This window comes from Streptomyces sp. Ag82_O1-12 (assembly GCF_900182715.1).
Classification (GTDB): Bacteria; Actinomycetota; Actinomycetes; order Streptomycetales; family Streptomycetaceae; genus Streptomyces; species Streptomyces massasporeus.
The window spans coordinates 3,122,299-3,146,571 of the sequence record NZ_FXUW01000001.1 but is presented as its reverse complement, the minus strand read 5'-3'; the positions used below and the strand labels follow the sequence as shown (position 1 = coordinate 3,146,571).

Annotated in this window: 21 protein-coding genes and 1 tRNA gene; 5 read left to right on the top strand and 17 right to left on the bottom strand. The window is 69.8% G+C overall.

Translation table 11 applies throughout. The features are described from left to right. Positions 1 to 4: 4 nt before the first annotated feature. On the bottom strand, positions 5 to 1,018 hold the full coding sequence (locus tag QOL88_RS14390) for a carbohydrate ABC transporter permease (RefSeq protein ID WP_097216820.1): 1,014 nt from the start codon (positions 1,016 to 1,018) through the stop codon (positions 5 to 7). A 5-nt stretch (positions 1,019 to 1,023) separates the two neighbouring features. Continuing rightward, complete coding sequence (locus tag QOL88_RS14385) at positions 1,024 to 2,343, bottom strand: ABC transporter substrate-binding protein (protein WP_097216819.1); 1,320 nt, start codon at positions 2,341 to 2,343, stop codon at positions 1,024 to 1,026. Between the two features lie 409 nt (positions 2,344 to 2,752). Here QOL88_RS14385 and QOL88_RS14380 point away from each other — a divergent pair, with 409 nt between their 5' ends. Continuing rightward, entirely contained in the window at positions 2,753 to 3,808 is a 1,056-nt protein-coding gene (locus QOL88_RS14380; RefSeq protein WP_097216818.1) for a LacI family DNA-binding transcriptional regulator, read from the top strand. Positions 3,809 to 3,907: 99 nt separating this feature from the next. On the opposite strand, the gene QOL88_RS14375 is transcribed toward QOL88_RS14380, so the two are convergent. From QOL88_RS14375 to QOL88_RS14350, 6 genes are all read right to left on the bottom strand, one after another. Continuing rightward, on the bottom strand, positions 3,908 to 4,417 hold the full coding sequence (locus QOL88_RS14375; protein WP_097216817.1) for an NUDIX hydrolase: 510 nt from the start codon (positions 4,415 to 4,417) through the stop codon (positions 3,908 to 3,910). Positions 4,418 to 4,438: 21 nt separating this feature from the next. Further along, a complete protein-coding gene (locus tag QOL88_RS14370; RefSeq protein ID WP_097216816.1) occupies positions 4,439 to 5,629 on the bottom strand; it encodes an MFS transporter in 1,191 nt (396 codons plus the stop codon). Positions 5,630 to 5,745: 116 nt separating this feature from the next. After that, positions 5,746 to 5,818, bottom strand: a tRNA-His gene (locus QOL88_RS14365). A 118-nt stretch (positions 5,819 to 5,936) separates the two neighbouring features. Next, positions 5,937 to 6,539, bottom strand: coding sequence for an oligoribonuclease (gene orn, locus QOL88_RS14360; protein WP_097216815.1), 603 nt, complete (start codon positions 6,537 to 6,539; stop codon positions 5,937 to 5,939). Between the two features lie 102 nt (positions 6,540 to 6,641). Next, on the bottom strand, positions 6,642 to 7,886 hold the full coding sequence (locus tag QOL88_RS14355) for a helix-turn-helix domain-containing protein (protein WP_097216814.1): 1,245 nt from the start codon (positions 7,884 to 7,886) through the stop codon (positions 6,642 to 6,644). 377 nt (positions 7,887 to 8,263) lie between these two features. Beyond that, on the bottom strand, positions 8,264 to 8,596 hold the full coding sequence (locus QOL88_RS14350; protein ID WP_097216813.1) for a hypothetical protein: 333 nt from the start codon (positions 8,594 to 8,596) through the stop codon (positions 8,264 to 8,266). Between the two features lie 312 nt (positions 8,597 to 8,908). Here QOL88_RS14350 and QOL88_RS14345 point away from each other — a divergent pair, with 312 nt between their 5' ends. Further along, complete coding sequence (locus QOL88_RS14345) at positions 8,909 to 9,436, top strand: universal stress protein (RefSeq protein WP_097216812.1); 528 nt, start codon at positions 8,909 to 8,911, stop codon at positions 9,434 to 9,436. A gap of 137 nt (positions 9,437 to 9,573) precedes the next feature. Beyond that, a complete protein-coding gene (locus QOL88_RS14340) occupies positions 9,574 to 10,134 on the top strand; it encodes a GPR1/FUN34/YaaH family transporter (RefSeq protein WP_097216811.1) in 561 nt (186 codons plus the stop codon). A 153-nt stretch (positions 10,135 to 10,287) separates the two neighbouring features. Here QOL88_RS14340 and glmS read toward each other — a convergent pair whose 3' ends face one another. Then, complete coding sequence (glmS, locus tag QOL88_RS14335) at positions 10,288 to 12,105, bottom strand: glutamine--fructose-6-phosphate transaminase (isomerizing) (protein WP_097216810.1); 1,818 nt, start codon at positions 12,103 to 12,105, stop codon at positions 10,288 to 10,290. A 12-nt stretch (positions 12,106 to 12,117) separates the two neighbouring features. Continuing rightward, the gene (locus QOL88_RS14330; RefSeq protein ID WP_097216809.1) at positions 12,118 to 12,375 is read right to left on the bottom strand and encodes a hypothetical protein; all 258 of its coding nucleotides are present in this window, start codon (positions 12,373 to 12,375) and stop codon (positions 12,118 to 12,120) included. 186 nt (positions 12,376 to 12,561) lie between these two features. Here QOL88_RS14330 and QOL88_RS14325 point away from each other — a divergent pair, with 186 nt between their 5' ends. Further along, complete coding sequence (locus QOL88_RS14325) at positions 12,562 to 14,121, top strand: purple acid phosphatase family protein (protein WP_179878863.1); 1,560 nt, start codon at positions 12,562 to 12,564, stop codon at positions 14,119 to 14,121. A 9-nt stretch (positions 14,122 to 14,130) separates the two neighbouring features. Here QOL88_RS14325 and QOL88_RS14320 read toward each other — a convergent pair whose 3' ends face one another. Continuing rightward, on the bottom strand, positions 14,131 to 15,015 hold the full coding sequence (locus QOL88_RS14320) for a DUF4429 domain-containing protein (RefSeq protein ID WP_097216807.1): 885 nt from the start codon (positions 15,013 to 15,015) through the stop codon (positions 14,131 to 14,133). Between the two features lie 95 nt (positions 15,016 to 15,110). Here QOL88_RS14320 and QOL88_RS14315 point away from each other — a divergent pair, with 95 nt between their 5' ends. Further along, a complete protein-coding gene (locus QOL88_RS14315; RefSeq protein ID WP_179878862.1) occupies positions 15,111 to 16,700 on the top strand; it encodes a beta-N-acetylhexosaminidase in 1,590 nt (529 codons plus the stop codon). Positions 16,701 to 16,885: 185 nt separating this feature from the next. Here the strand turns inward: QOL88_RS14315 and QOL88_RS14310 are convergent, their stop codons facing one another. From QOL88_RS14310 to QOL88_RS14285, 6 genes are all read right to left on the bottom strand, one after another. Then, complete coding sequence (locus QOL88_RS14310; RefSeq protein WP_097216805.1) at positions 16,886 to 18,655, bottom strand: IucA/IucC family protein; 1,770 nt, start codon at positions 18,653 to 18,655, stop codon at positions 16,886 to 16,888. Continuing rightward, positions 18,652 to 19,203: a GNAT family N-acetyltransferase gene (locus QOL88_RS14305; protein WP_097216804.1), complete on the bottom strand. Its 552-nt coding sequence runs from the start codon at positions 19,201 to 19,203 to the stop codon at positions 18,652 to 18,654. Before QOL88_RS14305 ends, QOL88_RS14310 begins: the two co-directional genes overlap by 4 nt. Then, a complete protein-coding gene (locus QOL88_RS14300; RefSeq protein ID WP_097216803.1) occupies positions 19,200 to 20,477 on the bottom strand; it encodes a lysine N(6)-hydroxylase/L-ornithine N(5)-oxygenase family protein in 1,278 nt (425 codons plus the stop codon). The genes QOL88_RS14305 and QOL88_RS14300 overlap by 4 nt, the downstream gene beginning before the upstream one ends. Then, a complete protein-coding gene (desA, locus tag QOL88_RS14295) occupies positions 20,461 to 21,927 on the bottom strand; it encodes a lysine decarboxylase DesA (protein WP_097216802.1) in 1,467 nt (488 codons plus the stop codon). Before desA ends, QOL88_RS14300 begins: the two co-directional genes overlap by 17 nt. Positions 21,928 to 22,084: 157 nt before the next feature. Then, complete coding sequence (locus tag QOL88_RS14290) at positions 22,085 to 22,939, bottom strand: siderophore-interacting protein (protein ID WP_097216801.1); 855 nt, start codon at positions 22,937 to 22,939, stop codon at positions 22,085 to 22,087. 34 nt (positions 22,940 to 22,973) lie between these two features. Further along, positions 22,974 to 24,020: an ABC transporter substrate-binding protein gene (locus tag QOL88_RS14285; RefSeq protein WP_097216800.1), complete on the bottom strand. Its 1,047-nt coding sequence runs from the start codon at positions 24,018 to 24,020 to the stop codon at positions 22,974 to 22,976. Positions 24,021 to 24,273: the final 253 nt, after the last annotated feature.

Genomic DNA, 24,273 nt, shown 5'->3' with positions numbered 1-24,273 from the left:
CTCCTTAGCTACTGGCGCGCAGCCGGCGCGAGATGACGTAGTTGACGACCCCGATCACGATGAGGATCAGGAACATCGTCCAGGCGATGGCGGAGGCGCGGCCCAGGTGCTGGTTGATCCAGCCCTGCTCGTACAGGTACAGGCCGAGCGTCTGGAACTGGTGCTGGGATCCGCCGGAGGCGCCCTTGTTCGCGTCGAAGAGCAGTGGCTCGCCGAACACCTGCGAGGCGCCGATGGTCGACACCACGACCGTGAACAGGATCGTCGGACGCAGCGAGGGCAGGGTGACGTGGAGGAACTGCCGCCAGCGGCTGGCTCCGTCCAGTGCCGCCGACTCGTAGAGGTCCTGCGGGATCGCCTGCATCGCGGCCAGGTAGATCAGCGCGTTGTACCCCGTCCAGCGCCAGACGATGATGCTGGACACGGCGATCTGGGACGGCCACTTGTCGTTCTGCCAGTCGACGTGGTCGATGCCGACCGCGTTCAGCGCCCAGTTGATCATGCCGTAGTCGCGGCCGAAGAGCAGCACGAAGACCAGCGAGGCGGCGGCGATCGACGTGGCGTAGGGGGCCAGCATGACGACGCGGTAGAAGGTGGAGCCGCGCAGCTTGTAGTTGAGGATGTGCGCCAGGCCCATCGCCATCAGCAGCTGCGGAACCGTGGAGATGATGCCGATCGTCAGGGTGTTCTTCGCCGCGTTCCAGAAGAAGTCGTCGTCGAAGATCCGGGTGTAGTTGCGCAGACCGACCCAGGACATGTCCGTGGGTGCCGTCAGCTCCACCTGGTGGAGCGAGGCCCAGCCGGTGTACAGCAGCGGGAACAGGCCGAACGCGAGGAAGAGCAGGAAGAAGGGCGAGACGAACGCGTAGGGGCTCCACCGCATGTCGCGTTGCCAGCGACGGGAGAGCCGGGCGCGCTTCTTCATCGCCCGCTCCGTGTCCGCGCCGGCCGGCGGGCGGGCCGGGGCCGCGCCCCCCTCCTTCACGGGGGGCGCGGCGGTGTCGTGCCTGGATGCCATTCCGGTCACTGGTCCAGGTTGTTGTCGATGGTCTTGACGGCCGTGTTCCACGCCTCCTCGGGCGACTTGCCCTGGGTGACGAGGATGACGCCGTTGTCCGTCAGACCCTGCTGGATGATCTGGTCCTTCGGGCCGATCGTCTGTACCGGGCTGCTCTTGGCGGCCGCGGCGAAGATGGTGCCGATCGGTGCGTCACCGGTCATCTCGTTCTTGGCGCTCTTCACCGCGTCCGACTCGTAGGCCGCCGGGGTGCTCGGGAAGCTGCCCTGCACGGCGAACAGCTTGGCCTGCTGCTCGGGTGCGGTCAGCCAGGCGGCCAGCTTCGCGGACTCCTCGGCGTTCTTGCCCGACTTGGGAACCGCCAGGAAGGAACCGCCCCAGTTGCCGGACTTCGGCGACGCGGCCACGTCCCACTTGCCCTTGGCGTCCGGCTTCGACTTGCCCTTGATGTAGCCGAGCATCCACGGCGGGCAGGACATCGCGGCGAACTTGCTGTTGGCGATCGTGGTGTCCCAAGCGGGCTGGAACTGAGTCTGGTTGCCTATCAGCCCGTCCTCGGCGGCCTTCGCGGTGAGGTCGAACGCGTCCTTCACAGCCGGGTTCGACTTGTAGATGACCTTGCCGGAGGAGTCGTAGAAGCGGTCCTTCTCACTGCTGAGGATCGCCTGGAGCAGACCGCCGGGGGAGTCCAGGAAGGTGGTGCCCTTCGGAGCCTTCTTCTTGTAGTCCTCGCCGACCTCGACCAGCTTCTTCCAGTCACCGGCCCACAGTTTGGCGACCTCTTCGCGGTCGGTGGGCAGACCGGCCTTCTCGAAGAGGTCCTTGCGGTAGCAGATGGCCATCGGGCCGACGTCCGTGCCCAGGCCGACGGTCTCACCGCCCTCGGTGGTGGCCTGCTGCCACTTCCACCCCAGGTAGTCGCTCTTCTTGCCGTACTTGGAGAGGTCCAGCAGCTTGGCGGACTGGGTCTTGACGATCTCGGCGATGTTGCCGACCTCGACGCCCTGGATGTCCTGCAGGCCGCTGTTGGTGGTCAGGTGGTTGACCAGCGTGGGGTAGTAGTTCTCGTTCCGCTCGACGACCGTCTGCTGGATGTCGATGTCCGGGTGGAGCTTCTCGTACTCCTTGTAGAGGCCGGCCTCCTCGAACCCGAAGGTGCCGAAGAGCCCCAGAGTGATCTTGGTCTTGCCACCGCTGTCGCCGCTGCCGCCCGACGAGCCGTCGCTTCCGCCGTCGTCGGCACAGCCGGCCAGCAGCCCGGCGCCCAGCGACGCGACGGCCGCGACGACCATCGCCTTGCGGGCGGTTCGGATGCGTGCTCGCATGTCGTCCTCCTGTTGCCCTGACGTGCCGACCCCCCGGCCAACTGCATTGTCGGACCGTTTTACGCGCTTCAGGCTCGGGCGGGGAACGTGCGGGTTGTGTATGTGTCAGGTAGTGTGGGAGCGCTCCCACCGGTGATGTGTTGAAGAGTCCCCGGTCGCGGCGGGGGTGTCAAGGGACCGGACAGGGAGAGATGCGTTCAGTTATCGGGCTGTTAACTGGACCCGGAACGGGCTCGATTGAGGTCCGGGACAGCGATATCAAGCCGGTCGGACGCCGCTCGTAACGGCTCCTACGGCCGAAGCGGAAGGCCGGGGGGCAGCGAGCCCGCGGCGGCAGTCACCCGGCTGACGAGCCTGTTAAATTCCAGGCCAGTCGCAGAGTGCGGGTGTGGACGGGAAGGCGGAGCCCATGGCAACCCACGGAGCGCGGGGGCGAAGTGGTGGCCGGCCCACCCTCGAAGAGGTGGCGGCGCGCGCCGGTGTCGGCCGCGGCACCGTCTCGCGGGTGATCAACGGCTCGCCCCGGGTCAGTGACGCGACCCGCGCGGCCGTCGAGGCGGCGGTCGCGGAGCTCGGCTACGTCCCCAACACCGCGGCCCGCGCCCTGGCCGCCAACCGTACGGACGCGATCGCGCTGGTCGTCCCCGAGCCGGAGACCCGGTTCTTCGCGGAGCCGTACTTCTCGGACATGCTGAAGGGTGTCGGGTCGGCGCTGTCCGACACGGAGATGCAGCTGCTGCTGATCTTCGCGGGCAGTGACCGGGAACGCGCCCGCCTCGCCCAGTACCTGGCGGCCCACCGCGTGGACGGCGTCCTGCTGGTCTCGGTGCACGCGGACGACCCGCTGCCCGACCTGCTGGCCCAGCTGGAGATCCCCGCGGTGATCAGCGGTCCGCGCTCGTCGGCGGAGACGCTGCCGTCGGTCGACTCGGACAACTACGGCGGCGCACGCCAGGCCGTCGAGCACCTGCTGTCCCGGGGCCGGAGCCGGGTGGCCCACATCACCGGCCGCCTCGACGTCTATGGTGCCCAGCGCCGTGTCGACGGCTACCGCGAAGCCATCAGTGATGCCGGCCTCGGGGTGGACGAGGGGCTGATCGAGGCGGGGGACTTCACGGAGGAGGGCGGACACCGGGCCATGACGGCCCTGCTGGAGCGCCACCCCGACATCGACGCGGTCTTCGCCGCCTCCGACGTCACCGCGGCCGGCGCCCGCCGGGCGCTGCGCGCTGCGGGCCGCCGCATCCCGGAGGACGTGGCGCTCGTCGGCTACGACGACTCCGCCATCGCCCGCCACATGGAACCGCCGCTGACCAGCGTCCGCCAGCCCATAGAGGAGATGGGCCGCCGGATGATAGACCTCCTGCTCACCGAGGTCGCCGACCGCCGTCCGCTGGCGTCCCGGGGCCTGGAGCGCCGGCAGATGGTCCTGGCCACGGAGCTGGTGTCCCGGTCCTCTTCCTGACGCTCCCCTCTTCTGCGTGACGCTCCCCGCCCATGACGCGCCGCTCCGGAGCCGTTCGGGCCTGCCCCGGCGAACGGCCCACGGGCGCGGGGGAGTCGGCTACGGCGTGACGGCGGTGCGCGGGCCGAGGCCGGGGTGGCGCCGCAGGACGTCCAGGCCGTCGGGCACGAACAGCCGGTTCCGCAGCGCCTCCCGCAGATCCGCCTCGCCGAGCCACCCGTGCCAGGCGATCTCGGACGGGTCGGGGGTCAGGGGCTCCGTCACGACGGCCTCGTGCACCCCGAGCCAGTACGGGCTGATCGCCCCCCGGCAGAGGAACTTGACGACGAACCGCACCCGTGCCCGGACGCCCAGCTCCTCCGTCAGCTCCCGGGCCGCGGCCTCCTCGTAGGACTCGCCGACCTCGACGGCCCCGCCGACCAGCCAGTCGTGGTGTCCGGGGAACCGCGACACGTGCTCCGGCCTGCGGTACACCAGGACGCGCCCTCGCGGATCACGGCACACCGTGGTCGCGACCCGGTGCGGCCAGCCCTCGCGGATCGCCTCGTCCCGGTCGACCACCCCGAGCACCCGGTCCTGCTCGTCGACCCGTTCCACCCGCTCACCCATGGGCTTCACGGTCCCACGCCCTCACACCCGGGCCGGCTCCGGCCGGCGCAGCAGATACACCGCCGCCGTCACGACCAGGACGGCCATGCAGGCGATGAACACCAGCCCCGCCCCCTCCAGGCCGATCGGCCCGGTCAGCAGGCCGACGCCGATCACCGGGACGGAGATGCCCGTGTAGGCCACCACGAACAGCGTCGAGATCACCGCCGCCCGCTGGTGCTCCGGCGAGGCCTCGGCCACGTCGGACAGGGCGCCGCGGAACGCCAGGCCCTGACCGATTCCGCCGACGAGCGCGCTGGCGACCAGCAGGCCCATCTGGTCCCACCGCAGCGCACCGGCGAGCAGCGCGAGCCCGGCGAGGAGCCCCGCGCAGCCCAGCGGCAGGGAACGCCGTACGCCGACCCGGCCGACCGCCAGTTGCCCGGCCGTCGACGAGAAGAAGGCCAGCGCGACGATCAGCCCGCTCACGGCGTGGTCGTCCACGTCCAGGGACTCCACGAGGAAGGCCGGGCTGACCGAGGTGAACACCCCGAACAGGGCGAATCCGACGAAGGAGGCGGTGGCGGCGGGGCCGAACACCGCCCGCACCTGCGCGGGCAGCTTGGGCCGCTGCGGGCGTACGGCGCGCAGCGGCTGCCGTTCCCGTACCGTCTCCGCGAGCCGCAGCAGGACGGCGGCCGAGGCGGCCACCAGCGCGAGGTGGGTGACGAACGGCAGGTACAGCGGCCAGGGCGCGTACTGCGCGAGAAGCCCGGAGAGCAGCGGACCGCAGCCCAGTCCGCCCATGTTGGCGGCCGTCGCCACGAACGTGGCCCGGGGGGCACCGCCCTCGGGTGCCAGCTCCATCACGTACGCCGTGGCGGCTCCGGTGAACAGCCCGGCGGACAGTCCCGACAGCAGCCGTCCCACGTAGAGCCAGCCGAGCCCGGTGGCGCACAGGAAGCAGACGGCACTCAGCGCCGCGAAGCCCAGACCGCACAGCAGCACCGGACGCCGGCCCACGGCGTCCGAGGCGTTGCCGACCAGCAGCAGCACACCGATCACCGCGAACGCGTACAGGGCGTAGACCACGGTGACCGTCAGCTCGGAGAAGCCGAACTCGGCCTGGTAGAGGGGATAGAGGGGAGTCGGCAGCGTGGTGCCGGCCATGCAGACGGCGAAGACCGCCCCGCCGAGCACACACGCGCGCCATCCCGGGCGACCACCGTCCATAGGGCCGACGGTAGCCGCGGCCCGCGGACGCGCCCTCGACCGGCGCGCTGGAAACACGCAGGCCTGGAAACGCTTCAGCCGGTGGCCTCTTCCGAGACCACCGGCTGAATACTCAGGGTGAGTGACGGGACTCGAACCCGCGGCATCCTGGACCACAACCAGGTGCTCTACCAGCTGAGCTACACCCACCATGACCGGCTTGGAGGAGATCAGTGATGTCCCCGACCGGCCGAGAAAAAGTGTACAGGGTCCGAAGGGGTGCTCGCGCCCGGCTTTCTCCGTGCCGCCCGACGGCCCCCCGTCCTGCCTACTGAGCAGGCAGGACGTGCTTCGCGGCGATCGTCCGCGCGGTGTCCGAGTCCGGTCCGGGCTGCGGGACGAACAGGGCCTCGCGGTAGTACCGCAGCTCCGCGATGGACTCGCGGATGTCGGCGAGCGCGCGGTGGTTGCCGTTCTTCTGCGGGCTGTTGAAGTACGCCCGCGGGTACCAGCGGCGCGCCAGCTCCTTGATCGACGACACGTCGACGATCCGGTAGTGGAGGTAGCTCTCCAGCGTCGCCATGTCACGCAGCAGGAAGCCGCGGTCGGTGCCGACGGAGTTCCCGCACAGCGGGGCCTTGCCCGGCTCCTTGACGAACTCCCTCACGTACGTCAGGACCTGGTCCTCGGCGTCCTTCAGCGTCGTGCCGCCGGTGAGCTCCTCGAGCAGCCCGGAGGCCGTGTGCATCTGACGCACCACGTCCGGCATCGTCTCCAGCGCCTGGTCCGGCGGCCGGATGACGATGTCCACGCCCTCGCCGAGCACGTTCAGCTCGGAGTCGGTCACGAGGGCGGCCACCTCGATGAGCGCGTCGTCCGACAGCGAGAGGCCGGTCATCTCGCAGTCGATCCACACCATGCGATCGTTCATGTGTCTAACCTTACGGCCCGCCGCCACCGGCCGGGCCGCCCGTGCCGGGAAAGCCGAAGGGCCCGCGGGCAGACGTGCTCCCCACGGGCCCCGGCTACCGGATCACGGCGCGCTGCGCTGCCCGGGCAGGCTCGCCGACAGGGCCGGCGACTGGCCCACCGCACTCGCCGCCGTACGGCGGGACTGCAGCGGGACCGGGTGGTCCGGGTGCAGCGGGGCGGGCACCTGGCCGGGCTGGCCCGGGTGGTGCCCCGCGTGGCCCGGATGGCCCGGCATGCCGGGCCCGGGACCGCCCGGCGCGTTCTCGGTCTCCTGGGGCCGCTCGCCCTGCGGGCGCCGGGCCCGGTACGCCGCCCGGTACGCGGCCGGGGACGAACCCAGCTGGCGGCGGAAGTGCCCGCGCAGGGCGACCGGCGACCGGAAGCCGCAGCGCCCCGCCACCTCGTCCACCGAGTAGTCCGACGTCTCCAGCAGGCGCTGCGCCTGGAGGACCCGCTGCGTGATCAGCCACTGCAGCGGAGCGCTCCCGGTCAGCGAGCGGAAGCGGCGGTCGAACGTACGCCTGCTCATGTACGCGCGTGCCGCCAGCGTCTCCACGTCGAACTGTTCGTGGAGGTGCTCCAGCGCCCAGGCGACGACCTCGGCGAGCGGGTCGGCGCCGATCTCCTCTGGTAAAGACCTGTCGAGGTAGCGCTCCTGCCCGCCGCTGCGGCGCGGCGGCACGACGAGCCGCCTGGCCAGGGCCCCGGCCGCCTCGTTGCCGTGGTCCGTGCGCACGATGTGCAGGCACAGGTCGATGCCCGCGGCCGTGCCCGCCGACGTCAGCACGTCGCCGTCGTCGACGAACAGCTCACGCGGGTCCACGTGCACCGACGGATAGCGCTTGGCCAGCGTCGGTGCGTACATCCAGTGGGTGGTCGCGGGGCGGCCGTCCAGCAGGCCCGCCGCCGCGAGGACGAAGGCGCCGGTGCACAGCCCGACGATGCGGGCGCCCTCCTCGTGGGCGCGGCGCAGCGCGTCGAGCGCCTCCTCCGGTGGCGGAGAAGTGATCGAACGCCAGGCCGGTACGACGACCGTGCCCGCGCGTGAGATCGCTTCCAGGCCATGTGGTGCGGTGAGTTCGAGGCCCCCTGTGGTCCGCAGCGGGCCGTCCTCGCCCCCGCACACCAGCAGTCGGTAGCGCGGTACGCCGGCGTCCTGGCGGTCAACCCCGAACACCGACAGCGGTATGGAACTCTCGAAGATGGGGCCGCCGCTGAACAGCAGCACCGCGACGATCTCCTTGCGGCGTCGCCCGGAAAGTTTCCGGGCCGCGGCTTCCGGCGCGGCAGTGGAGTCGTGGCTCATACTGCTAAGCCCCCCTCGGTGGTCGCGGCTCCTCGGTTGTGTCGCTCCTGCACGTTTCCCCTCGGTCCTGCACGAGTCCCCCGCCGTAGACAGTCAAGATCGAATCTACTGTGTGCCGTCGTGCCGAAGTGGCCGGTTAGTCACTCGGCACATTGTCGACTTGGCAACTTGGCGTGAAGCATTCGATCACGAAGCGTTGCACTCGTGGGGCGTGCAGGGAAGTGCGCCTTGTCGAGGTGGCCAATCCACGTAGGGTGCGCGGACCCCCTGAGGCCCTTTCCGTGCAGGTCGAACGGGGGTTGGGGGGTGGTCGGACCGGGGGATGCGCCACTATGAGAAGTTGGCTGAAAACCGATGTGCGCGTGCGCGGAAACCGGTCAGCCGACCGGTGTATCCCCTCCGGTGTGCCGTCCGCCACGGTGCGACCCCGTTCCGGTGCGGTGGCGCCGTCCCCGGTGGGGTGCCCGGTCCTCGGCCGCGAGCCGGGCCGCACCGCGCTCGGACTGGCGCAGCAGCACCCGGCAGGCGCCCGTGACGGCCGCGAGCCCGAGGGCGGTGCCGGCGGCACCGGCCAGAGAGGCGCCGTAGCCGAGGAGCACCACGGGGACGAGCAGGCAGCTGAAGGCAGCCCAGCGAACCACATCCGTCGCGGTGTCCCGCGGCGGCGGGGTCGCGCGGTCCGCCTCGGCGGCGGCGCGTGGTGCGGACATGGGGGCTCCCTGTGGCGTGACTCACGGAGTTCAACGCGTGGCCGGGGCGTCGGTCACTGGCGGCCTGGATCGCCGCACGTGCCCACGGCTGAGTGAATCCCGTGCAAACCGCCTGTACAGCGCAGCAACCATTGCGTTACGGGCGGTGCCTCGTGCATGCTCCCTGGAACCCGCACGCACCGTGAGCGGGATCTGGGCTAAGGAGGCGTGCCGCCGTACCCTTGAGGGTATGGGGGTGGGAAGACCATTCCCGGACACAGCTCCGCCGCACACTGTTGTCCCCCATATAAGGATCACGACGCCGAGACAGCCATGGCCGGTCACGAATTCTTCGAACCCGCGGACCGCAAGCGGCCCGTCGCCGATCCCACGGCGGCCGAGCCCCTGGCGGCGGAAGAGCTACGCCATTCCTGCGATCCCGCCTTCAAGCACGGGGTCGTCGTCGGCTTCGACGGCTCCACGTCCAGTGAGCGCGCCCTGGCGTACGCGATCGGGATGGCCCATCGCTCCGGGTCGGGCCTGATCATCGTCCACGTCGCCAACCGGCTGCCGACCACGGTGTGGGCGGGCTGCGAGCCGCCCGTGTTCGTGGACGTGCCGGACCACCGCACCGAGGTGCTCGGTCTTGAGCTGGCCTGTGCGGACTACCTCGCCGAGGTGCCCTGGATCCTGGTCGAGCGCGGCGGCGACATCTGCCACGAACTCGAAGAGGTGGGCCGGGAGTACGAGGCCGACGCGATCGTCGTCGGCTCCACCCACGGCATCGTCGGGCGCATCTTCGGCTCGGTCGCGGGGCGGCTCGCCAAGCGGGCGCAGCGGCCCGTCATCGTCATTCCCTGACGTTCACGCAGGAGCGGCCTCCTGCGGCAACTCCCTTGTGCACCGCGCAAATCTACCCGCGCGTAGAGGTGTTTGTGCCCTTGTGAAGGGCATATACGGGACACCGCACAACTGCACATGCACGAAGGGAGCCCGCCGTGGACAAAGACGTCTCCGCGGGAAACGGAATCACGACCGTGGTCGGTCGACTCGCCCTGGGAATCACCCTGTTGGCCTTCGGGCTGGGGCATACCGCTCTGATCGACGGCGTGTCGGCCGCTGACGCCGTGTCAATCGCCCAGTACGTGGGCGGCGTTGCGCTCTTCGTCGCGGGGCTGGTGGCCCTGCGGGAGGGTGACGCCGCCGGTGGTACGGCGTTCTCGGTGCTCGGGGCGCTGTGGTTCACCTGGGCCGTGTCCGACAGTGCCTCCGGCAACGAGGCGGGGCTGTTCCTGCTGTTGTTCGCCCTGGTGGTGCTGTCCCTGACGCTCGCGGGCGGGGACCGGCTCGGTCAGGGCATGTACGGGCTGTTCTTCGTCGCCCTGTTGCTCATGGCGATCGCCGGTTTCGCCGGCAACGACGGGCTCGTGAAGGTGGGCGGCTGGTTCGCCGTCGCCGCGGGGGCGGTGGCCTGGTACGCCGCGACCGCGGCGCTGGCGCACTGGCCCACGGCGATTCCGCGACGCGCTGCGGGCCGGGGTGTGACGGCCACCGGTTAGCTGCGCCGGCTGGGGAGTTGGGCGGCTTCCCGGCGATGAAAACGGACCCCCCGTGCGTGGTGGCAGCACGTGGGGGTCCGTCCTCTTTCGTCGGCCTGTGCGGGTGCGTGGGGGCTTGTCGCGCAGTTCCCCGCGCCCCTGAAAAGAGGGCCTCTACTCCACCGTTACCGACTTCGCCAGGTTCCTCGGCTTGTCGATGTCCCTGCCCAGGGCCAGCGCCGTGTGGTAGGCGAGGAGCTGGAGGGGGATGCCCATCAGGATCGGGTCCAACTCGTCCTCGTTCTTCGGGACGAGGATCGTCTCGTCGGCCTTCTCCTGGGGCTGGTGGGCCACCGCGAGGATCCTGCCGCTGCGGGCCTTGATCTCCTCCATGGCGGCGCGGTTCTTCTCCAGCAGATCGTCGTCGGGGACGATGGCGACCGTCGGGAGGGCAGGCTCGATCAGGGCCAGCGGGCCGTGCTTGAGCTCCGAGGCGGGGTAGGCCTCGGCGTGGATGTAGGAGACCTCCTTGAGCTTCAGGGAGGCCTCGCGGGCCACGGGGTAGCCACGGACGCGGCCGATGAAGAGCATCGAGCGGGCCTCGGCGAACTGCTGGGCCAGCTTCTTGACCTCGTCCTCGTGCTCCATGATCTCGGCGATCTGGGCGGGCAGCTTGCGCAGGCCCTCGATGATCCGCTTGCCGTCCCGGACCGACAGGTCACGGGTGCGGCCCAGGTGGAGGGCGAGGAGGGCGAAGGCCACCGTGGTGTTGGTGAAGCACTTGGTGGAGACGACGCAGACCTCCGGCCCGGCGTGCACGTAGATGCCGCCGTCCGCCTCGCGGGCGATCGCCGAGCCGACCACGTTCACGACGCCCAGGACGCGGGCGCCCTTGCGCTTGAGCTCCTGCACGGCGGCCAGGACGTCGTAGGTCTCACCGGACTGGGAGACGGCGACGTAGAGGGTGTCGGGGTCGACGACGGCGTTGCGGTAGCGGAACTCCGAGGCGGGCTCGGCGTCGGCGGGGATGCGCGCCAGCTCCTCGATCATCTGGGCGCCGATCATGCCCGCGTGGTAGGAGGTGCCGCAGCCGAGGATCTTCACGCGGCGGATCCGCCGGGCCTCGCGGGCGTCAAGGTTCAGGCCGCCCAGGTGCACGGTGGAGAAGCGGTCGTCGATGCGGCCGCGCAGCACGCGGTCCACGGCGTCGGCCTGCTCGTGGATCTCCTTGTGCATGTAGGTGTCATGGCCGCCCATGTCGTAGGAGGCGGCCTCCCACTCCACGGTGGTGGGCTCGGCCGTGGTGCGGGTGCCCTCCGTGGTGTAGGTGCGGAAGTCGTCGGCCTTCAGGGTGGCCATCTCGCCGTCGTCCAGGGTGACGATCTGGCGGGTGTGGGCGACCAGCGCGGCGATGTCCGAGGCGACGAACATCTCCTTCTCGCCGATGCCGAGGACGACCGGGGAGCCGTTGCGGGCGACGACGATCCGGTCGGGGAAGTCGGCGTGCATGACGGCGATGCCGTACGTGCCCTCGACGAGCCGGATGGTCTCGCGGACCTTGTCCTCCAGCTTGGTCGCCTGCGAGCGGGCGATGAGGTGGGTGAGGACCTCGGTGTCGGTCTCGGAGAGGAACTCGACGCCGTCCGCCTCCAGCTTGCGGCGCAGGTCGGAGGCGTTGTCGATGATGCCGTTGTGCACGACGGCGACCTTGTTGTCGGCCGACATGTGCGGGTGGGCGTTGACGTCGGACGGGGCGCCGTGGGTCGCCCAGCGGGTGTGGGCGATACCGGTCGTGCCCTTGAAGCGGGCCGGGACCTTGGCCTCCAGGTCACGCACGCGGCCCTTGGCCTTGACCATCTTCAGGCGGCCGCTCGAAGGGGTGGTGACCACGATGCCCGCGGAGTCGTAGCCGCGGTACTCCAGACGCTGCAGGCCCTCCAGGAGGAGGGGCGCGACGTCACGCTTCCCGATGTAACCGACGATTCCGCACATGGATACGTATTCCTAGCCGTAGACGATGCGCCGCAGCTGCCGGAGCGAGAGCTCCGGCGGGGCCACCGCGCGGTATGTGAGATCCGCCTCGATCCGCTCGAAGATCGCCGCGTTGACCAGGCCCTGGGCCTGGAGCTCGCGGTGGCGGCGACGGACGTACTCCTCGGTCGTCTCGTCGAAGTAGGCGAGCACGTCCTGGATCACGCGCAGCGCCTCGCCCCGCCCGAGGGCGGTGGACCGCGTCAGATGATCAACGAGTTCGTCGTGCACTCGCTAGATGTTGGGGCACCGGCGACGCTTTCGCAAGAATTCTGCCCGATTTCGGGCAAGCGTCTGAGGGGATCCTTTGGGGGAACGTTGAACGTGTCATGAGGGCTTGTTCGTGATGCGTCCACCGGGCGTCCGGAATCCCGTTGCCCGAGGCGTCGATTTTTGGACGCCATGGACACTCCTCGTATGGGCGTACCCGAGCGGCTCGCCGAGCGCATGACCATGGCCGAGCAGCACGAGTACCTGCGCGCCAGGTTCTCCCGGCGCACGATGATCAGAGGCGGCGCCGTCACGCTCGGCGCCGTCACGGGTGGCGCGTTCGTGCCCGGCGCCACCGCCCAGGCCGCCGTCCCGAGCGGCCGCCCCGGCACCGAGACCGTCGACGGCGCCCATGTGGCCCCCTTCGGCCGGCACCTCGCCTACGGCACCGACCCGCGCACCGAGATGACCGTCTCCTGGCAGGTCCCGGTCGCCGTCAAGAAGCCCTTCATCCGGATCGGCGCCCACCCCACGGACCTCTCCCGCAAGATCGACGCCGAGGTCCGCACCCTCTTCACGCCCGCCGGTGTCGGCGCGAGCGGCAACCACACCCAGTACTACGTCCACGCCAAGCTGACCCATCTGAAGCCGGGCCGGACGTACTACTACGGCGTCGGCCACCAGGGCTTCGACCCGGCCGCACCGCACCTGCTGGGCACCCTCGGCACCTTCACCACCGCCCCCGCGCACAAGGCGCCCTTCACCTTCACGGCCTTCGGCGACGAGGGCGTGAGCTACCACGGCCTGGCCAACAACGCCCTGCTGCTCGGCCAGAACCCGGCCTTCCACCTGCACGCCGGCGACATCGCCTACGCCGACCCGTCCGGCTCCGGACAGACCTCCGACACCGGCTTCGACTCACGGATCTGGGACCAGTTCCTCGCCCAGACCGAGTCCGTCGCCAAGTCCGTGCCGTGGATGCCCGCCTACGGCAACCACGACATGGAGGCCTGGTACTCACCCAACGGCTACGGCGGCGAGGAGGCCCGCTGGACCCTCCCGGACAACGGCCCCGACAAGAAGAACCTGCCGGGCGTCTACTCCTTCGTCCACGGCAACACGGCGGTCATCTCGCTCGACGCCAACGACATCTCCTTCGAGATCCCGGCCAACCTCGGCATCTCCGGCGGCACCCAGACCACGTGGCTGGAGACGCAGCTCAAGAAGTACCGGGCCGCCCACGACATCGACTTCATCGTCGTGTTCTTCCACCACTGCGCCTACTGCACCTCCACCTCCCACGCCTCCGAGGGCGGGGTCCGGCAGGAGTGGGTGCCGCTGTTCGAGAAGTACACGGTGGACCTGGTCATCAACGGCCACAACCACCAGTACGAGCGCACCGACGTGATCAAGGGGAACAAGGTCACCAAGAAGCTCCCCATCGGCGGCACGGCCTACCCCGAGACCGACGGCGTGGTCTATGTGACGGCCGGTGCGGCGGGCCGCAGCCTCTACGCGTTCAGCGCCCCGCTGTCGTACGAGGGCAACGAGCACGACGTGGAGTCCGTGGCCTCGTTCGTCAACGTCAAGGGCGGCAAGCAGAACGAGACCGTCGCCTGGTCCCGGGTGCGCTACCTCGACTACTCCTTCCTGCGCGTGGACGTCACCCCCGCGCCGAAGGGGCGCCTGGCCACGCTGACCGTGCGCGGCATCGCCGAGGCCGGGGACCAGGTCGACCACTTCACGGTGGCCCGCCGGGCGAAGTAGTCGCGCGCCCTACATCCGCTTGAGAATCGCCTGTTTGGCCAGGGCGAACTCGTCGTCCGTCAGCACGCCCGCGCGGTGCAGTTCCCCGAGCTCGCGCAGGCGGCGCAGCAGGGCGTCGTGGTCGTCCTCGGCGGACGCGACCGCAGGAGAAGGCAGCTCCGGTCGCGCGTCCACCGGGTGCGTGGCGGCGGCCCGGGCCGGGTGCGGAAGCCTCGCCTGGACCGCCGCCGCGACCAGCGCCATCAGCGGGTCCTTCTTGAAGCCCCACAGCTCCACGGCATTGGGGTCGTACTTGGGCGGGGTCTTGGTGGGCGCGTGCCGCACGGTGAAGCGCAGGTGGCCGTTCTCCAGACCGGCCGCCGGGTGCCACTCCACACCCGTGATGTCGGCGAGCGCGAGGGTGCGGGCGCCGGCGGCGGCCTTGGCGTCCTCCGTCTTCCAGTTCCACTCCAGACGTATGCGCTCGCCGTCGAAACCGGCGGTGCCGTCCCCGGCGGAGACCGACAGGGGGACGGACGGGCCCGGCAGCAGATACGCGTCGACCGGGCCGGCGGGGACCTGGTCGAGCAGCAGGGCGCTGCGGACCTCGTCCACGAAGTACTCGGCGACGCCGTAGCGGTCGGACTCCACGATCAGCTGGTACGGGTCATGCGGCTCGGTGAGACTGCCACCGGTGGCGTGCAGCAGCGGGTCGGCGCCGTCACGCAGCCGGAGCCTGAGCCGCCCCGACTTCTTGCCCTGTTCGAAGGAGACACCGGCCAACGCCCCCAACGGCACGACCAGTTCACCCAGTTCCTTGCGCAGCACACTGACGTTCTTGTCCCGTCCCGGAGTCAGCCGCAGTGCGTCGCCGTCGAAGGCCCACGTGCCGTCCCTCTGGATGATTTCCGCCATGGGTGTGGATTGTTCCACCCGTCTCACGAGAGAGTGGTCCAGACCTCCTGGAGCTCAACGGCTCGTGAAGGGACACGCTTGTGAGAGATGGCCGTGTGAGACAGCACCGCAGAACGCTCCGCCTGCTCGGTTCCCTGCTGCTGGTCGCGATGGCCGCCTCGGTGACCGGGGCCGCTCCCGCACCGGCGGCATCGCCCACCCCGCTCGACCGGGTGATCCCCGCGCCCGCCTCGGTCGCCCCGGGCGGATCCCCGTACCGGATCACCCGCGGCACCCACATCCGCGTCGACGGATCCCGGGAGACCCGGAGCGTCGGCGAGTACCTCGCGAAGATCCTGCGCCCCTCGACCGGCTACCGCCTGCCCGTCACCGCCCAGGGCGCCGGGGGCATCCGACTGCGCCTGGCCGACGGCCCGTTCGGCGCCGAGGGCTACCGGCTCGACAGCGGCCGGGGCGGCGTCACCATCACCGCCGCCAAGCCCGCCGGGCTCTTCCACGGGGTGCAGACCCTGCGTCAGCTCCTGCCCGCGGCCGTCGAGAAGGACTCCGTCCAGCCCGGCCCCTGGCTGGTCGCCGGCGGCACGATCACGGACACCCCGCGCTACGGCTGGCGCGGCGCCATGCTCGACGTCTCCCGCCACTTCTTCACCGTCGAGCAGGTCAAGCGCTACATCGACCAGCTCGCCCTCTACAAGATCAACAAGCTGCATCTGCACCTCAGCGACGACCAGGGCTGGCGCATCGCCATCGACTCCTGGCCGCGCCTGGCCACCTACGGCGGTTCCACGGAGGTGGGCGGCGGACCCGGCGGCTTCTACACCAAGGCCGACTACCGGAAGATCGTGCGGTACGCCTCCTCCCGCTATCTGGAGGTCGTGCCCGAGATCGACATGCCCGGCCACACGAATGCGGCCCTCGCCTCCTACGCCGACCTGAACTGCGACGGGGTGGCACCGCCCCTCTACACCGGCACCGAGGTCGGCTTCAGCTCGCTGTGCGCCGGCAAGGACATCACGTACGACTTCGTGGACGACGTGATCCGGGAACTCGCCGCGCTCACGCCGGGAAGGTACCTCCACATCGGAGGCGACGAGGCCCACTCCACCAGCCATGAGGACTACGTGAAGTTCATGGACCGGGTTCAGCCGATCGTCGCGAAGTACGGCAAGACGGTGGTGGGCTGGCACCAGCTGACCGGGGCGACGCCGGCGAAGGGGGCACTCGCCCAGTACTGGGGGCTGGACGGCACCAGTGCCGAGGAGAAGGCGCGGGTGGTGAAGGCCGCGCAGAACGGGACCGGGCTGATTCTGTCCCCGGCGGACCGGGTGTATCTCGACATGAAGTACACGAAGGAGACGCCGCTGGGGTTGTCCTGGGCGGGGTACGTCGAGGTGAAGCGGTCTTACGACTGGGATCCCGGGGCGTATCTGCCGGGGGTGCCGGGCGGGGCCGTACGGGGTGTCGAGGCGCCGATGTGGTCGGAGACGCTGGAGAACTCCGAGCACATCGAGTACATGGCGTTTCCGCGGTTGCCCGGTGTGGCCGAGTTGGGGTGGTCGTCGGCGGCTTCGCATGACTGGGAGCGGTACAAGGGGCGGCTTGCCGCGCAGGCTGAGCGGTGGGACGCGCTGGGTATGGAGTGGTATCGGTCGCCGCAGGTGCCGTGGGGGTCCGGCGGGCCGTGATCTGTCTGCGGGCCGGTGGGGGCTGGTCGCGCCCGCGCGGCGGAGCCGCAAATCGATACAGCCCCGCGCCCCTGAAGACTGCGCAACTCCCCGGCGCCCCCAGAAAGACCGCGCAGTTCCTCGCGCCCCCAAAGACGTGCACCCCCGGTGGACCGTACACCGGGGGTGCGCGTCTGTCTGTGGGATCAGAACCGGGCGATCGGGTTCTTCAGGGTGCCCACCAGCTGGAGGGCGCCCGACGGGTCCGACAGGTCGACCATCTGTTCGTTGTTGCGGAGTTGGAGGCGGTTGAGGCAGGAGAGGGCGAACTCGGGGGCGAACATGTCGTACTGCTTGAACTTGTCGGCGAGTTCGGGCATCGAGTCCTGGTAGGCGCGGGTGACCTCCGCGACCGTGTGCCAGAAGTCGTCCTCCTCCAGGATTCCCTCGGTGGCGAGGTTCGCCGCGAGGAAGCGGAAGAAGCAGTCGAAGACGTCCGTGAAGATCGACAGGAGCTTCTTGTCCTCCGGGACCTCCACGCGGAGCCGCTCCACCGTCGGCGGCAGCACCGCCTCCGGGTCCATGACCGCGATCTCCTCGGCGATGTCCTTGTAGATCGCGCGCTGCACGACCCCGTCCTTCAGCACCAGGATGACGTTCTCGCCGTGCGGCATGAACACCAGGTCGTAGGCGTAGAAGCTGTGCAGGAGGGGCGTGAAGTAGGCCTGGAGATAGCGGCGCAGCCACTCCTTCGGGGGGAGGCCCGACTGCTCGATCAGGGCGCCCGCGACGGACGCCCCCTGGTGGTCGACGTGGACCAGGGACGCCATCGTGGCCAGGGACTCGCCCTCCTCCAGGGACGGCACCGGGCTCTCCCGCCACAGCGCGGCGAGCATCTTGCGGTACGGCGAGTAGCGGTCCGTCGCCTGCTCGTACTCCAGGTGCCGGTAGCCGACCGCCGCGCGCTCCCGGATGATCGACAGGCCCGTGGACCGCAGCACCGGGTCGCCCTCGATGAGCTGGGCCAGCCAGTCGTTGATCGCCGGGGTGGCCTCCATGTACGCCGCCGACAGACCGCGCATGAAGCCCATGTTGATGACGGACAGGGCCGTCTTCACGTAGTGCTTCTCGGGGCTGGTCTTGTTGAAGAAGGTCCGGATGGACTGCTGGGCCAGGTACTCGTCGTCGCCCTCGCCCAGGCACACCAGGTGCTTACGGGCCAGCTCGGCGGCGAAGGTGACGGTGAGCTTGTTCCACCACTGCCAGGGGTGCACCGGGATGAACAGGTAGTCGGCTGGGTCCAGGCCCTGGTCGCGCAGGACGCCGTGGAAGCGCTCGACGGTCCTCTCGCCCAGCTCCTCGCGCAGGAACGACTCGTACTCGATGCCCACCCCGGCCGTGAACGCCGCACGCGAGCGGTGTGCCGCGAGCCAGACGAGCCGGACCGGGCTCGCGGTCTCCGGCGCGTACGACAGGTACTCGCGGATGCCGAAGCCGAGCCGGCCGTTGTTGGCGACGAAGCAGGGGTGGCCCTCGGTCATGCCGGTCTCGATGGCCTGAAAGTCACCGCGCGCCAGCTCGGCCGCCGTGGTTTTCGGCTTGGTGAGCTTGTAGCAGGTGCCGGAGAGGGTGGAGGAGATCTCCTCCAGGTAGACCGGCAGGATGTCGTCGCTCAGGCCCAGCGACTTCTGCAGTTCGATGAAGAAGTCCAGGGCAGCGAGCGGCAGTTCGGCGCCGTCCCGGTGACGGGTGATGGAGGCGGCGTCGACCTGCCAGTGGTCCAGGGCGCGGCGGTCGGCGGAGAACCGGTAGCTGGTCAGGCCGTCGTCGCTGCGGACGACGTAGCTCTCGCCGTCCTGCTCGGGGGTGATCAGCCGCTCGTGCGCGAACTCGGCGAGCGCTTTGCGGACCAGCAGGCGGCCCGCCTGGTCCCAGCGCTCGGGGGACAGGTGTGCCACGGCGTCGGACAGGGTCATATCGCCACTCCTCGGGCAGCCAGGAACTGTGCGCGCGTGCAGAAGCTGAGCAGTGCGCGCTTCTCCGGCTTGTCGATCTCGCGCTCGGCCACGAAGCCGACGGCCTCGTTGAGCGCATGTACTGCCTTGTTGCTCACGTCGGGCTCCACCACGACCCGGCGGGTGCGCGGGTCGGCGAACAGCTCGTCCATCACGGCGGTGATGACGGCCCTGGTGAAACCGTGGATCGGCCGGTCGGTCGGCGCCACCAGGAAGTGCATGCCGACGTCGCCGGGCTCCGGGTCGTACAGGCCTTCCAGCTCGACGTACCGGGGGTCGTACTTCTCCATCAGGAACGCCGGGCGGCCCTCGTGCAGACCGATGTAGGCGTCGTGGTGCTCGTGCGCGGCGATCCGCATGTACTCGCGCTCGACGTCCTGGAGTTTCGCGCCCTGCATCATCCAGTAGGCCGCCTTGGGGTGGGTGACCCAGGAGTGCAGCAGCTGGGCGTCCTTGAGGGGGTCGACGGGGCGGACGGTGAGGGTCCCGATGCCGGTGCCGGCGCTCATACGGCGAACTCCTGGAACGCGATGCTCTTCTCGACCGGGTAGTACTCGCTGCCGAGCAGCTCGCGGATGATGTACGCGTTCCGGTAGGGGCCCATGCCGAGGTCCGGGCTGGTGATGCTGTGTGTGTGGACGCCGGCGTTCTGCAGGAAGATCCCCCTGCCGGTGACGTCGATCGCGTAGTTGCGGGCGACGTCGAAGTTGCCCTGCGAGTCGTAGACCAGGCGGTCCTTCACGGGAGCCAGGAACTCCGGCTCGGCGTACTTGTAGCCGGTCGCCAGGACCAGGCCCTGCGAGTCCAGCTCGAAGTCCTTGCCCTGCTCCTCCTGGCGGAAGCCGAGGGTGTACGTGCCGTTCTCGTACCGCGCGCTGTGCAGCGAGGAGTTGGTGAGCAGCCGGGTGGGGACGGGGCCGCCGAGGTTCTTCTGGTAGAGCAGGTCGAAGATCTCGTTGATGAGGTCGCCGTCGATGCCCTTGAACAGGCCCTTCTGCTCGGCCGTGAGGCGGTAGCGGGTCGCCTCGGGCAGCTCGCGGAAGTAGTCGACGTACTCCGGGGACGTCATCTCCAGCGTGAGCTTGGTGTACTCCAGCGGGAAGAAGCGCGGGGAGCGGGTGACCCAGTTCAGCCGGTAGCCGTGGACGTCGATCTCGCTGAGCAGGTCGTAGTAGATCTCGGCGGCCGACTGGCCCGAGCCGACCAGGGTGATCGAGTCCTTCTTCTGGAGCACCGCCTTGCGGTCCAGGTAGCGGGAGTTGTGCAGGAAGTCGCCGCCCAGGCCCTGGCAGGCCTCGGGTATGTGGGGCGGGGTGCCGGTGCCGAGGACGAGGCGACGGGCCCGGTAGGTGTCCCCGGCGGTGGTCCGCACGACGTAGAGCTCGTCCTCGTACGTCACCTCGGCGACCGTCGTGCCGAAGCGGATGCTGCTCAGTTTGCCCGCGGCCCAGCGGCAGTAGTCGTCGTACTCGACGCGCAGCGGGTAGAAGTTCTCGCGGATGTAGAACGAGTAGAGCCGGCCCTTCTCCTTCAGGTAGTTCAGGAAGGAGTACGGGGACGTCGGGTCGGCGAGGGTGACCAGGTCCGACATGAACGGTGTCTGGAGGTGGGCGCCGTCCAGGAACATGCCCGCGTGCCACTCGAAGTCGGGCTTCGACTCCAGGAAGACGCCGTCGAGCTCGTCGATCGGTTCGGTCAGGCAGGCCAGGCCGAGGTTGAAGGGGCCGAGCCCGATCCCCACGAAGTCATGGATTCTCGTCGGGTTCTCAGGACGCGCGGTCAAGGGACTCTCCCAGGTACTGCTCGGCGTGGCCGGCGATCAGATCGAGGACGGCGGCGATGTCGGACGCCTGTGTTTCGGGGTTGAGCAGGGTGAACTTCAGGTAGTGGCGGCCTCCGACCTTGGTGCCCGCGACGATGGCGTCACCGGAGGCGAACAGGGCCTTGCGGGCGTAGAGGTTGGCGCGGTCGATCTCGGCGGGGTCGGTGACGGCCGCCGGGATGTAGCGGAAGACGAGGGTGGACAGGCTCGGCTGCACGACGACGTCGAAGCGCGGGTCGGCGGCGATCAGCTTCCAGCCCTCCCGGGCCAGGTCGCACACCTCGTCGAAGAGCTGCCCGATGCCGTCGGCGCCCATGGTCCGCAGGGTCATCCACAGCTTGAGGGCGTCGAAGCGGCGGGTGGTCTGAAGGGACTTGTCCACCTGGTTGGGGATGCGCTCCTCCACCATGCGGCGCGGGTTGAGGTACTCGGCGTGGTAGGTGGCGTGGCGGAGCGTGGCGGCGTCCCGCACGAGCACGGCCGAGGAACTCACCGGCTGGAAGAAGGACTTGTGGTAGTCGACGGTGACCGAGTCGGCGCGCTCGATGCCGCTGATGCGGTCCCGGTGCTTCAGGGAGGCCAGCAGGCCGCAGCCGTAGGCGGCGTCGACGTGCATCCAGGTGCCGAACTGCTCGCACAGCTCGGCGATCTCGGGCAGCGGGTCGATGGAGCCGAAGTCGGTGGTGCCGGCGGTGGCGACGACGGCCATGGGGACGAGGCCGTCCTTCGCGCAGCGCTCCAGCTCGCGGGCGAGCGCGACGGTCTGCATGCGCTTGTCGTGGTCGACGGGTATGGAGACCACGGCGTCCTGGCCGAGCCCGAGCAGCTTCGCGGACTTCTTCACGCTGAAGTGGCTGACCTCGGAGGCGAAGATGCGCAGTTTCGCCAGGGAGGCAGGACCTTCCCACCCATCCCGCCCTGGCTTCGCCTCCTCGCGGGCCAGCAGCAGCGCCTGGAGGTTGGACTGGGTGCCGCCCGAGGTGAACACACCGTCGGCGGCCGGGCCGAGGCCGATCCGCTCGGTCGTCCAGTCGATCAGTTTCCGCTCGATGAGGGTGCCGCCGGCCGACTGGTCCCAGGTGTCCAGCGAGGAGTTCACCGCGGACAGGACGGCCTCGCCGAGCACGGCCGGGATGACGACCGGGCAGTTGAGGTGAGCCAGGTAGCGCGGGTGGTGGAAGTAGATCGCGTCCCGGAGGTAGACGTCCTCCAGTTCGTCGAGCACCGCGGTGGTGTCGTGCAGCGGCTGGTCGAGGTCGATCTCGTCGATGCGCGGGGAGAGCGCGTCGACGCTGATGCCGGTGAACGGCCGGTCGGTGGCGGCGAGTTTGGCGGCCACCCGCTCGACTCCGTCGGTCACGGAGCGGCGGTACCGCTCCGCGGTGGTGTCGTTGAGCAGGTGCGAGCGCATGTGGGGGTCCTCCGGTGGGGACAGTCCGGTGTGGGACGGGGTGGGCTGGTCTCCGGCGTCCAGAACTTAGGTAAGCCTAACCTAACTTGATTGAGGGGAGGGAAGGTCCTGCCGTGACAGTGATCACTCGTGTCACCTCAGTGCCCATGAGCTGCGGCTACGCCTCAGCCCGCAGCTGCTCCTCGCTCGCGCCGCGCCGCCAGTAGCCGACGAACGTCACCCTGCGGCGGTCGATCCCGCGTTCGCGCACGAAGTGCCGGCGCAGCTCCTTCACGCATCCGGACTCGCCGGCGATCCAGACGTACGGCCGCTCGGCCGGGGGCAGAGGGGCGGCACGGAGGGCGTCGAGGGCCGCGGGGGACCCCTCGGTGCCCCTCTCGTCCCGGCCCAGCCAGGTGATCTCGGCGTCGGCCTCGGTCGCCAGGTGCTGGATGTCGTCGGCGTGCGGGACTTCCAGCCAGACCCGGGCGCGGGTGCCGGCCGGCAGCGCCTCGACGATGGCCGAGGCGGCCGGCACGGCGGTCTCGTCACCCCAGACGACCACGAGGTCGGTGTCCTCGGGCGGCCGGAACCGGATCGCCCGGTTGTCGGCGACGGCCGGGCCGAGCAGCAGGACCCGGTCCCCGGCGGCGGCCCGGGCGGCCCAGCGGGAGGCCGGACCGGCCTGGACGCGGGCGCCCGGCTCGATGCCGTGCAGGGCGAAGTCGATGTCGATCTCGTCCGGGTCGCGGCGCAGGGCGCGCAGGGTGTACGACCGCATCACGGCCCGTACGTCGTCCGGGAGTTCACGCCAGCCCTGCCACCAGCTGTCGCCGAGCTCGAGCGGGACGACCGGCTCGGGCTGCCCGGGGTGCGGCAGGAACAGCGACAGGGACTGGTCGCGTCCGTCGGAGTGGAAGGCGTGCAGATCGGGTCCCCCGAAGGTGACCCGGACCAGAGACGGCCCGAGCCGCCTCGTCCGCACGACCTGGAGGGAGAAGAAGCGGAACGGGGCGGCTACGGCGGTGGTCACGTGCGGCTCCTGGACATCCGGAAGGGGGAGGGGGTCAGGCGACCTTCTTGGCCGACTCGATGGCCTTCGCGAGGTTCTCCACCAGAGGCGTGCACTTGTCGTACGACAGGATCGGCTCGGGCGAACGCGAGATGACCTGGCCGGCCTTGACCGCGGGCAGCTTCTTCCAGGTCGCCTCGGTGATGTCGGCCGGCTGGATGGTCGAGGCACGGTCGTCCATCATGATGATGTCCGCCGGGTACTTGTCGACGTTCTCCCAGCTGAGGTTCTCGAACCAGCCGCCGTTGGCCTTCTTGGCCTTCTCCGGGGGCTCGACGAGGTTCACGCCGAGGGCCTTGAAGTACTCCAGGTCGATGGAGAAGTTGGAGCCGGAGACGTAGAAGATGGCGTCCGAGGCGGAACCGGCCAGCACCTTGATCTCGGGGCGGGACTTGGCGGCCTTGCGCAGTCGCTCGGAGGCGGCCTCGAAGCGCTTCTTCGCCTCGACGACCTTCGCGGCCTTGAGGTCGGCGCCGAGGGACCCAGCGAGCTCGGCCATGCGCTGCAGCGGCTTCGGCAGCTGACGGTCGAAGACCGAGATCGCGACGCTCGGGGCGAGCTTGGCGATCTTGTCCTTGGATGCCTCCGGGACGTACCAGAGGCTGCCCGCGGCGTCGAAGGTGGTGGTGAGGAGCACCTCGGGCTGGAAGGCCGCGTACTGCTCGACGTTGAACTGGTCGAACCTGTTGCCGAAGACGGTCAGCTTGCTGACGTCCATGTCGCCGGCCTGGACGTCGGCCTTGCCGTCCTTGGTCTTGGTCGGGCCGAAGACGCCCTTGACCTCGATGCCGTAGTCGTACAGGGCGGCGGCGACACCGGTGAACGCGACGATCCTCGTGGGGACGTGGTCCAGGCTCACGGTCTTGCCGCGGTCGTCCTTGAACGACCAGGGGCCGGACTTGGCGGCACCCTTCGCGTCCGAGCCGCCGCCGTCCGTGGAGTCCTCACTGCCACACGCGGTCACGAGGGCGCCGAGCCCGAGAGCACCACCGGCGGCGAGCAGGCCGCGGCGGGAGTAACGGGCGGTTCTGGCGTTCGACATGACGGGATCTGCTTTCGTGCGTACGGAGCCACTGCGGGCACGGCTGACAGCCGCTCGGGACTGACAGCCGCCTGGCCTGGAACGAGGCTTAGGTTAGCCTAACCTCAGATTGTGTCCAGGGGGGGCATGGGGGTGTGTGCCCGGGGGTGAGGGCCGGGATGCCCGAGACTGCGGTGATCCGGATCACGAGGTTGCCGGAGACGGGTGCTTTCGGTCGGTCGGCGCCTACGGCATCGCAGGGGTGCTTCCGGCC

Bases quoted from the DNA above. Each gene is read 5' to 3' on its own strand.
- QOL88_RS14390 (WP_097216820.1), bottom strand. From the start codon at position 1,018: ATGGCATCCAGGCACGACACCGCCGCGCCCCCCGTGAAGGAGGGGGGC.
- QOL88_RS14385 (WP_097216819.1), bottom strand. From the start codon at position 2,343: ATGCGAGCACGCATCCGAACCGCCCGCAAGGCGATGGTCGTCGCGGCC.
- QOL88_RS14380 (WP_097216818.1), top strand. From the start codon at position 2,753: ATGGCAACCCACGGAGCGCGGGGGCGAAGTGGTGGCCGGCCCACCCTC.
- QOL88_RS14375 (WP_097216817.1), bottom strand. From the start codon at position 4,417: ATGGGTGAGCGGGTGGAACGGGTCGACGAGCAGGACCGGGTGCTCGGG.
- QOL88_RS14370 (WP_097216816.1), bottom strand. From the start codon at position 5,629: ATGGACGGTGGTCGCCCGGGATGGCGCGCGTGTGTGCTCGGCGGGGCG.
- orn (WP_097216815.1), bottom strand. From the start codon at position 6,539: ATGAACGATCGCATGGTGTGGATCGACTGCGAGATGACCGGCCTCTCG.
- QOL88_RS14355 (WP_097216814.1), bottom strand. From the start codon at position 7,886: ATGAGCCACGACTCCACTGCCGCGCCGGAAGCCGCGGCCCGGAAACTT.
- QOL88_RS14350 (WP_097216813.1), bottom strand. From the start codon at position 8,596: ATGTCCGCACCACGCGCCGCCGCCGAGGCGGACCGCGCGACCCCGCCG.
- QOL88_RS14345 (WP_097216812.1), top strand. From the start codon at position 8,909: ATGGCCGGTCACGAATTCTTCGAACCCGCGGACCGCAAGCGGCCCGTC.
- glmS (WP_097216810.1), bottom strand. From the start codon at position 12,105: ATGTGCGGAATCGTCGGTTACATCGGGAAGCGTGACGTCGCGCCCCTC.
- QOL88_RS14325 (WP_179878863.1), top strand. From the start codon at position 12,562: ATGGGCGTACCCGAGCGGCTCGCCGAGCGCATGACCATGGCCGAGCAG.
- QOL88_RS14320 (WP_097216807.1), bottom strand. From the start codon at position 15,015: ATGGCGGAAATCATCCAGAGGGACGGCACGTGGGCCTTCGACGGCGAC.
- QOL88_RS14310 (WP_097216805.1), bottom strand. From the start codon at position 18,655: ATGACCCTGTCCGACGCCGTGGCACACCTGTCCCCCGAGCGCTGGGAC.
- QOL88_RS14305 (WP_097216804.1), bottom strand. From the start codon at position 19,203: ATGAGCGCCGGCACCGGCATCGGGACCCTCACCGTCCGCCCCGTCGAC.
- desA (WP_097216802.1), bottom strand. From the start codon at position 21,927: ATGCGCTCGCACCTGCTCAACGACACCACCGCGGAGCGGTACCGCCGC.
- QOL88_RS14285 (WP_097216800.1), bottom strand. From the start codon at position 24,020: ATGTCGAACGCCAGAACCGCCCGTTACTCCCGCCGCGGCCTGCTCGCC.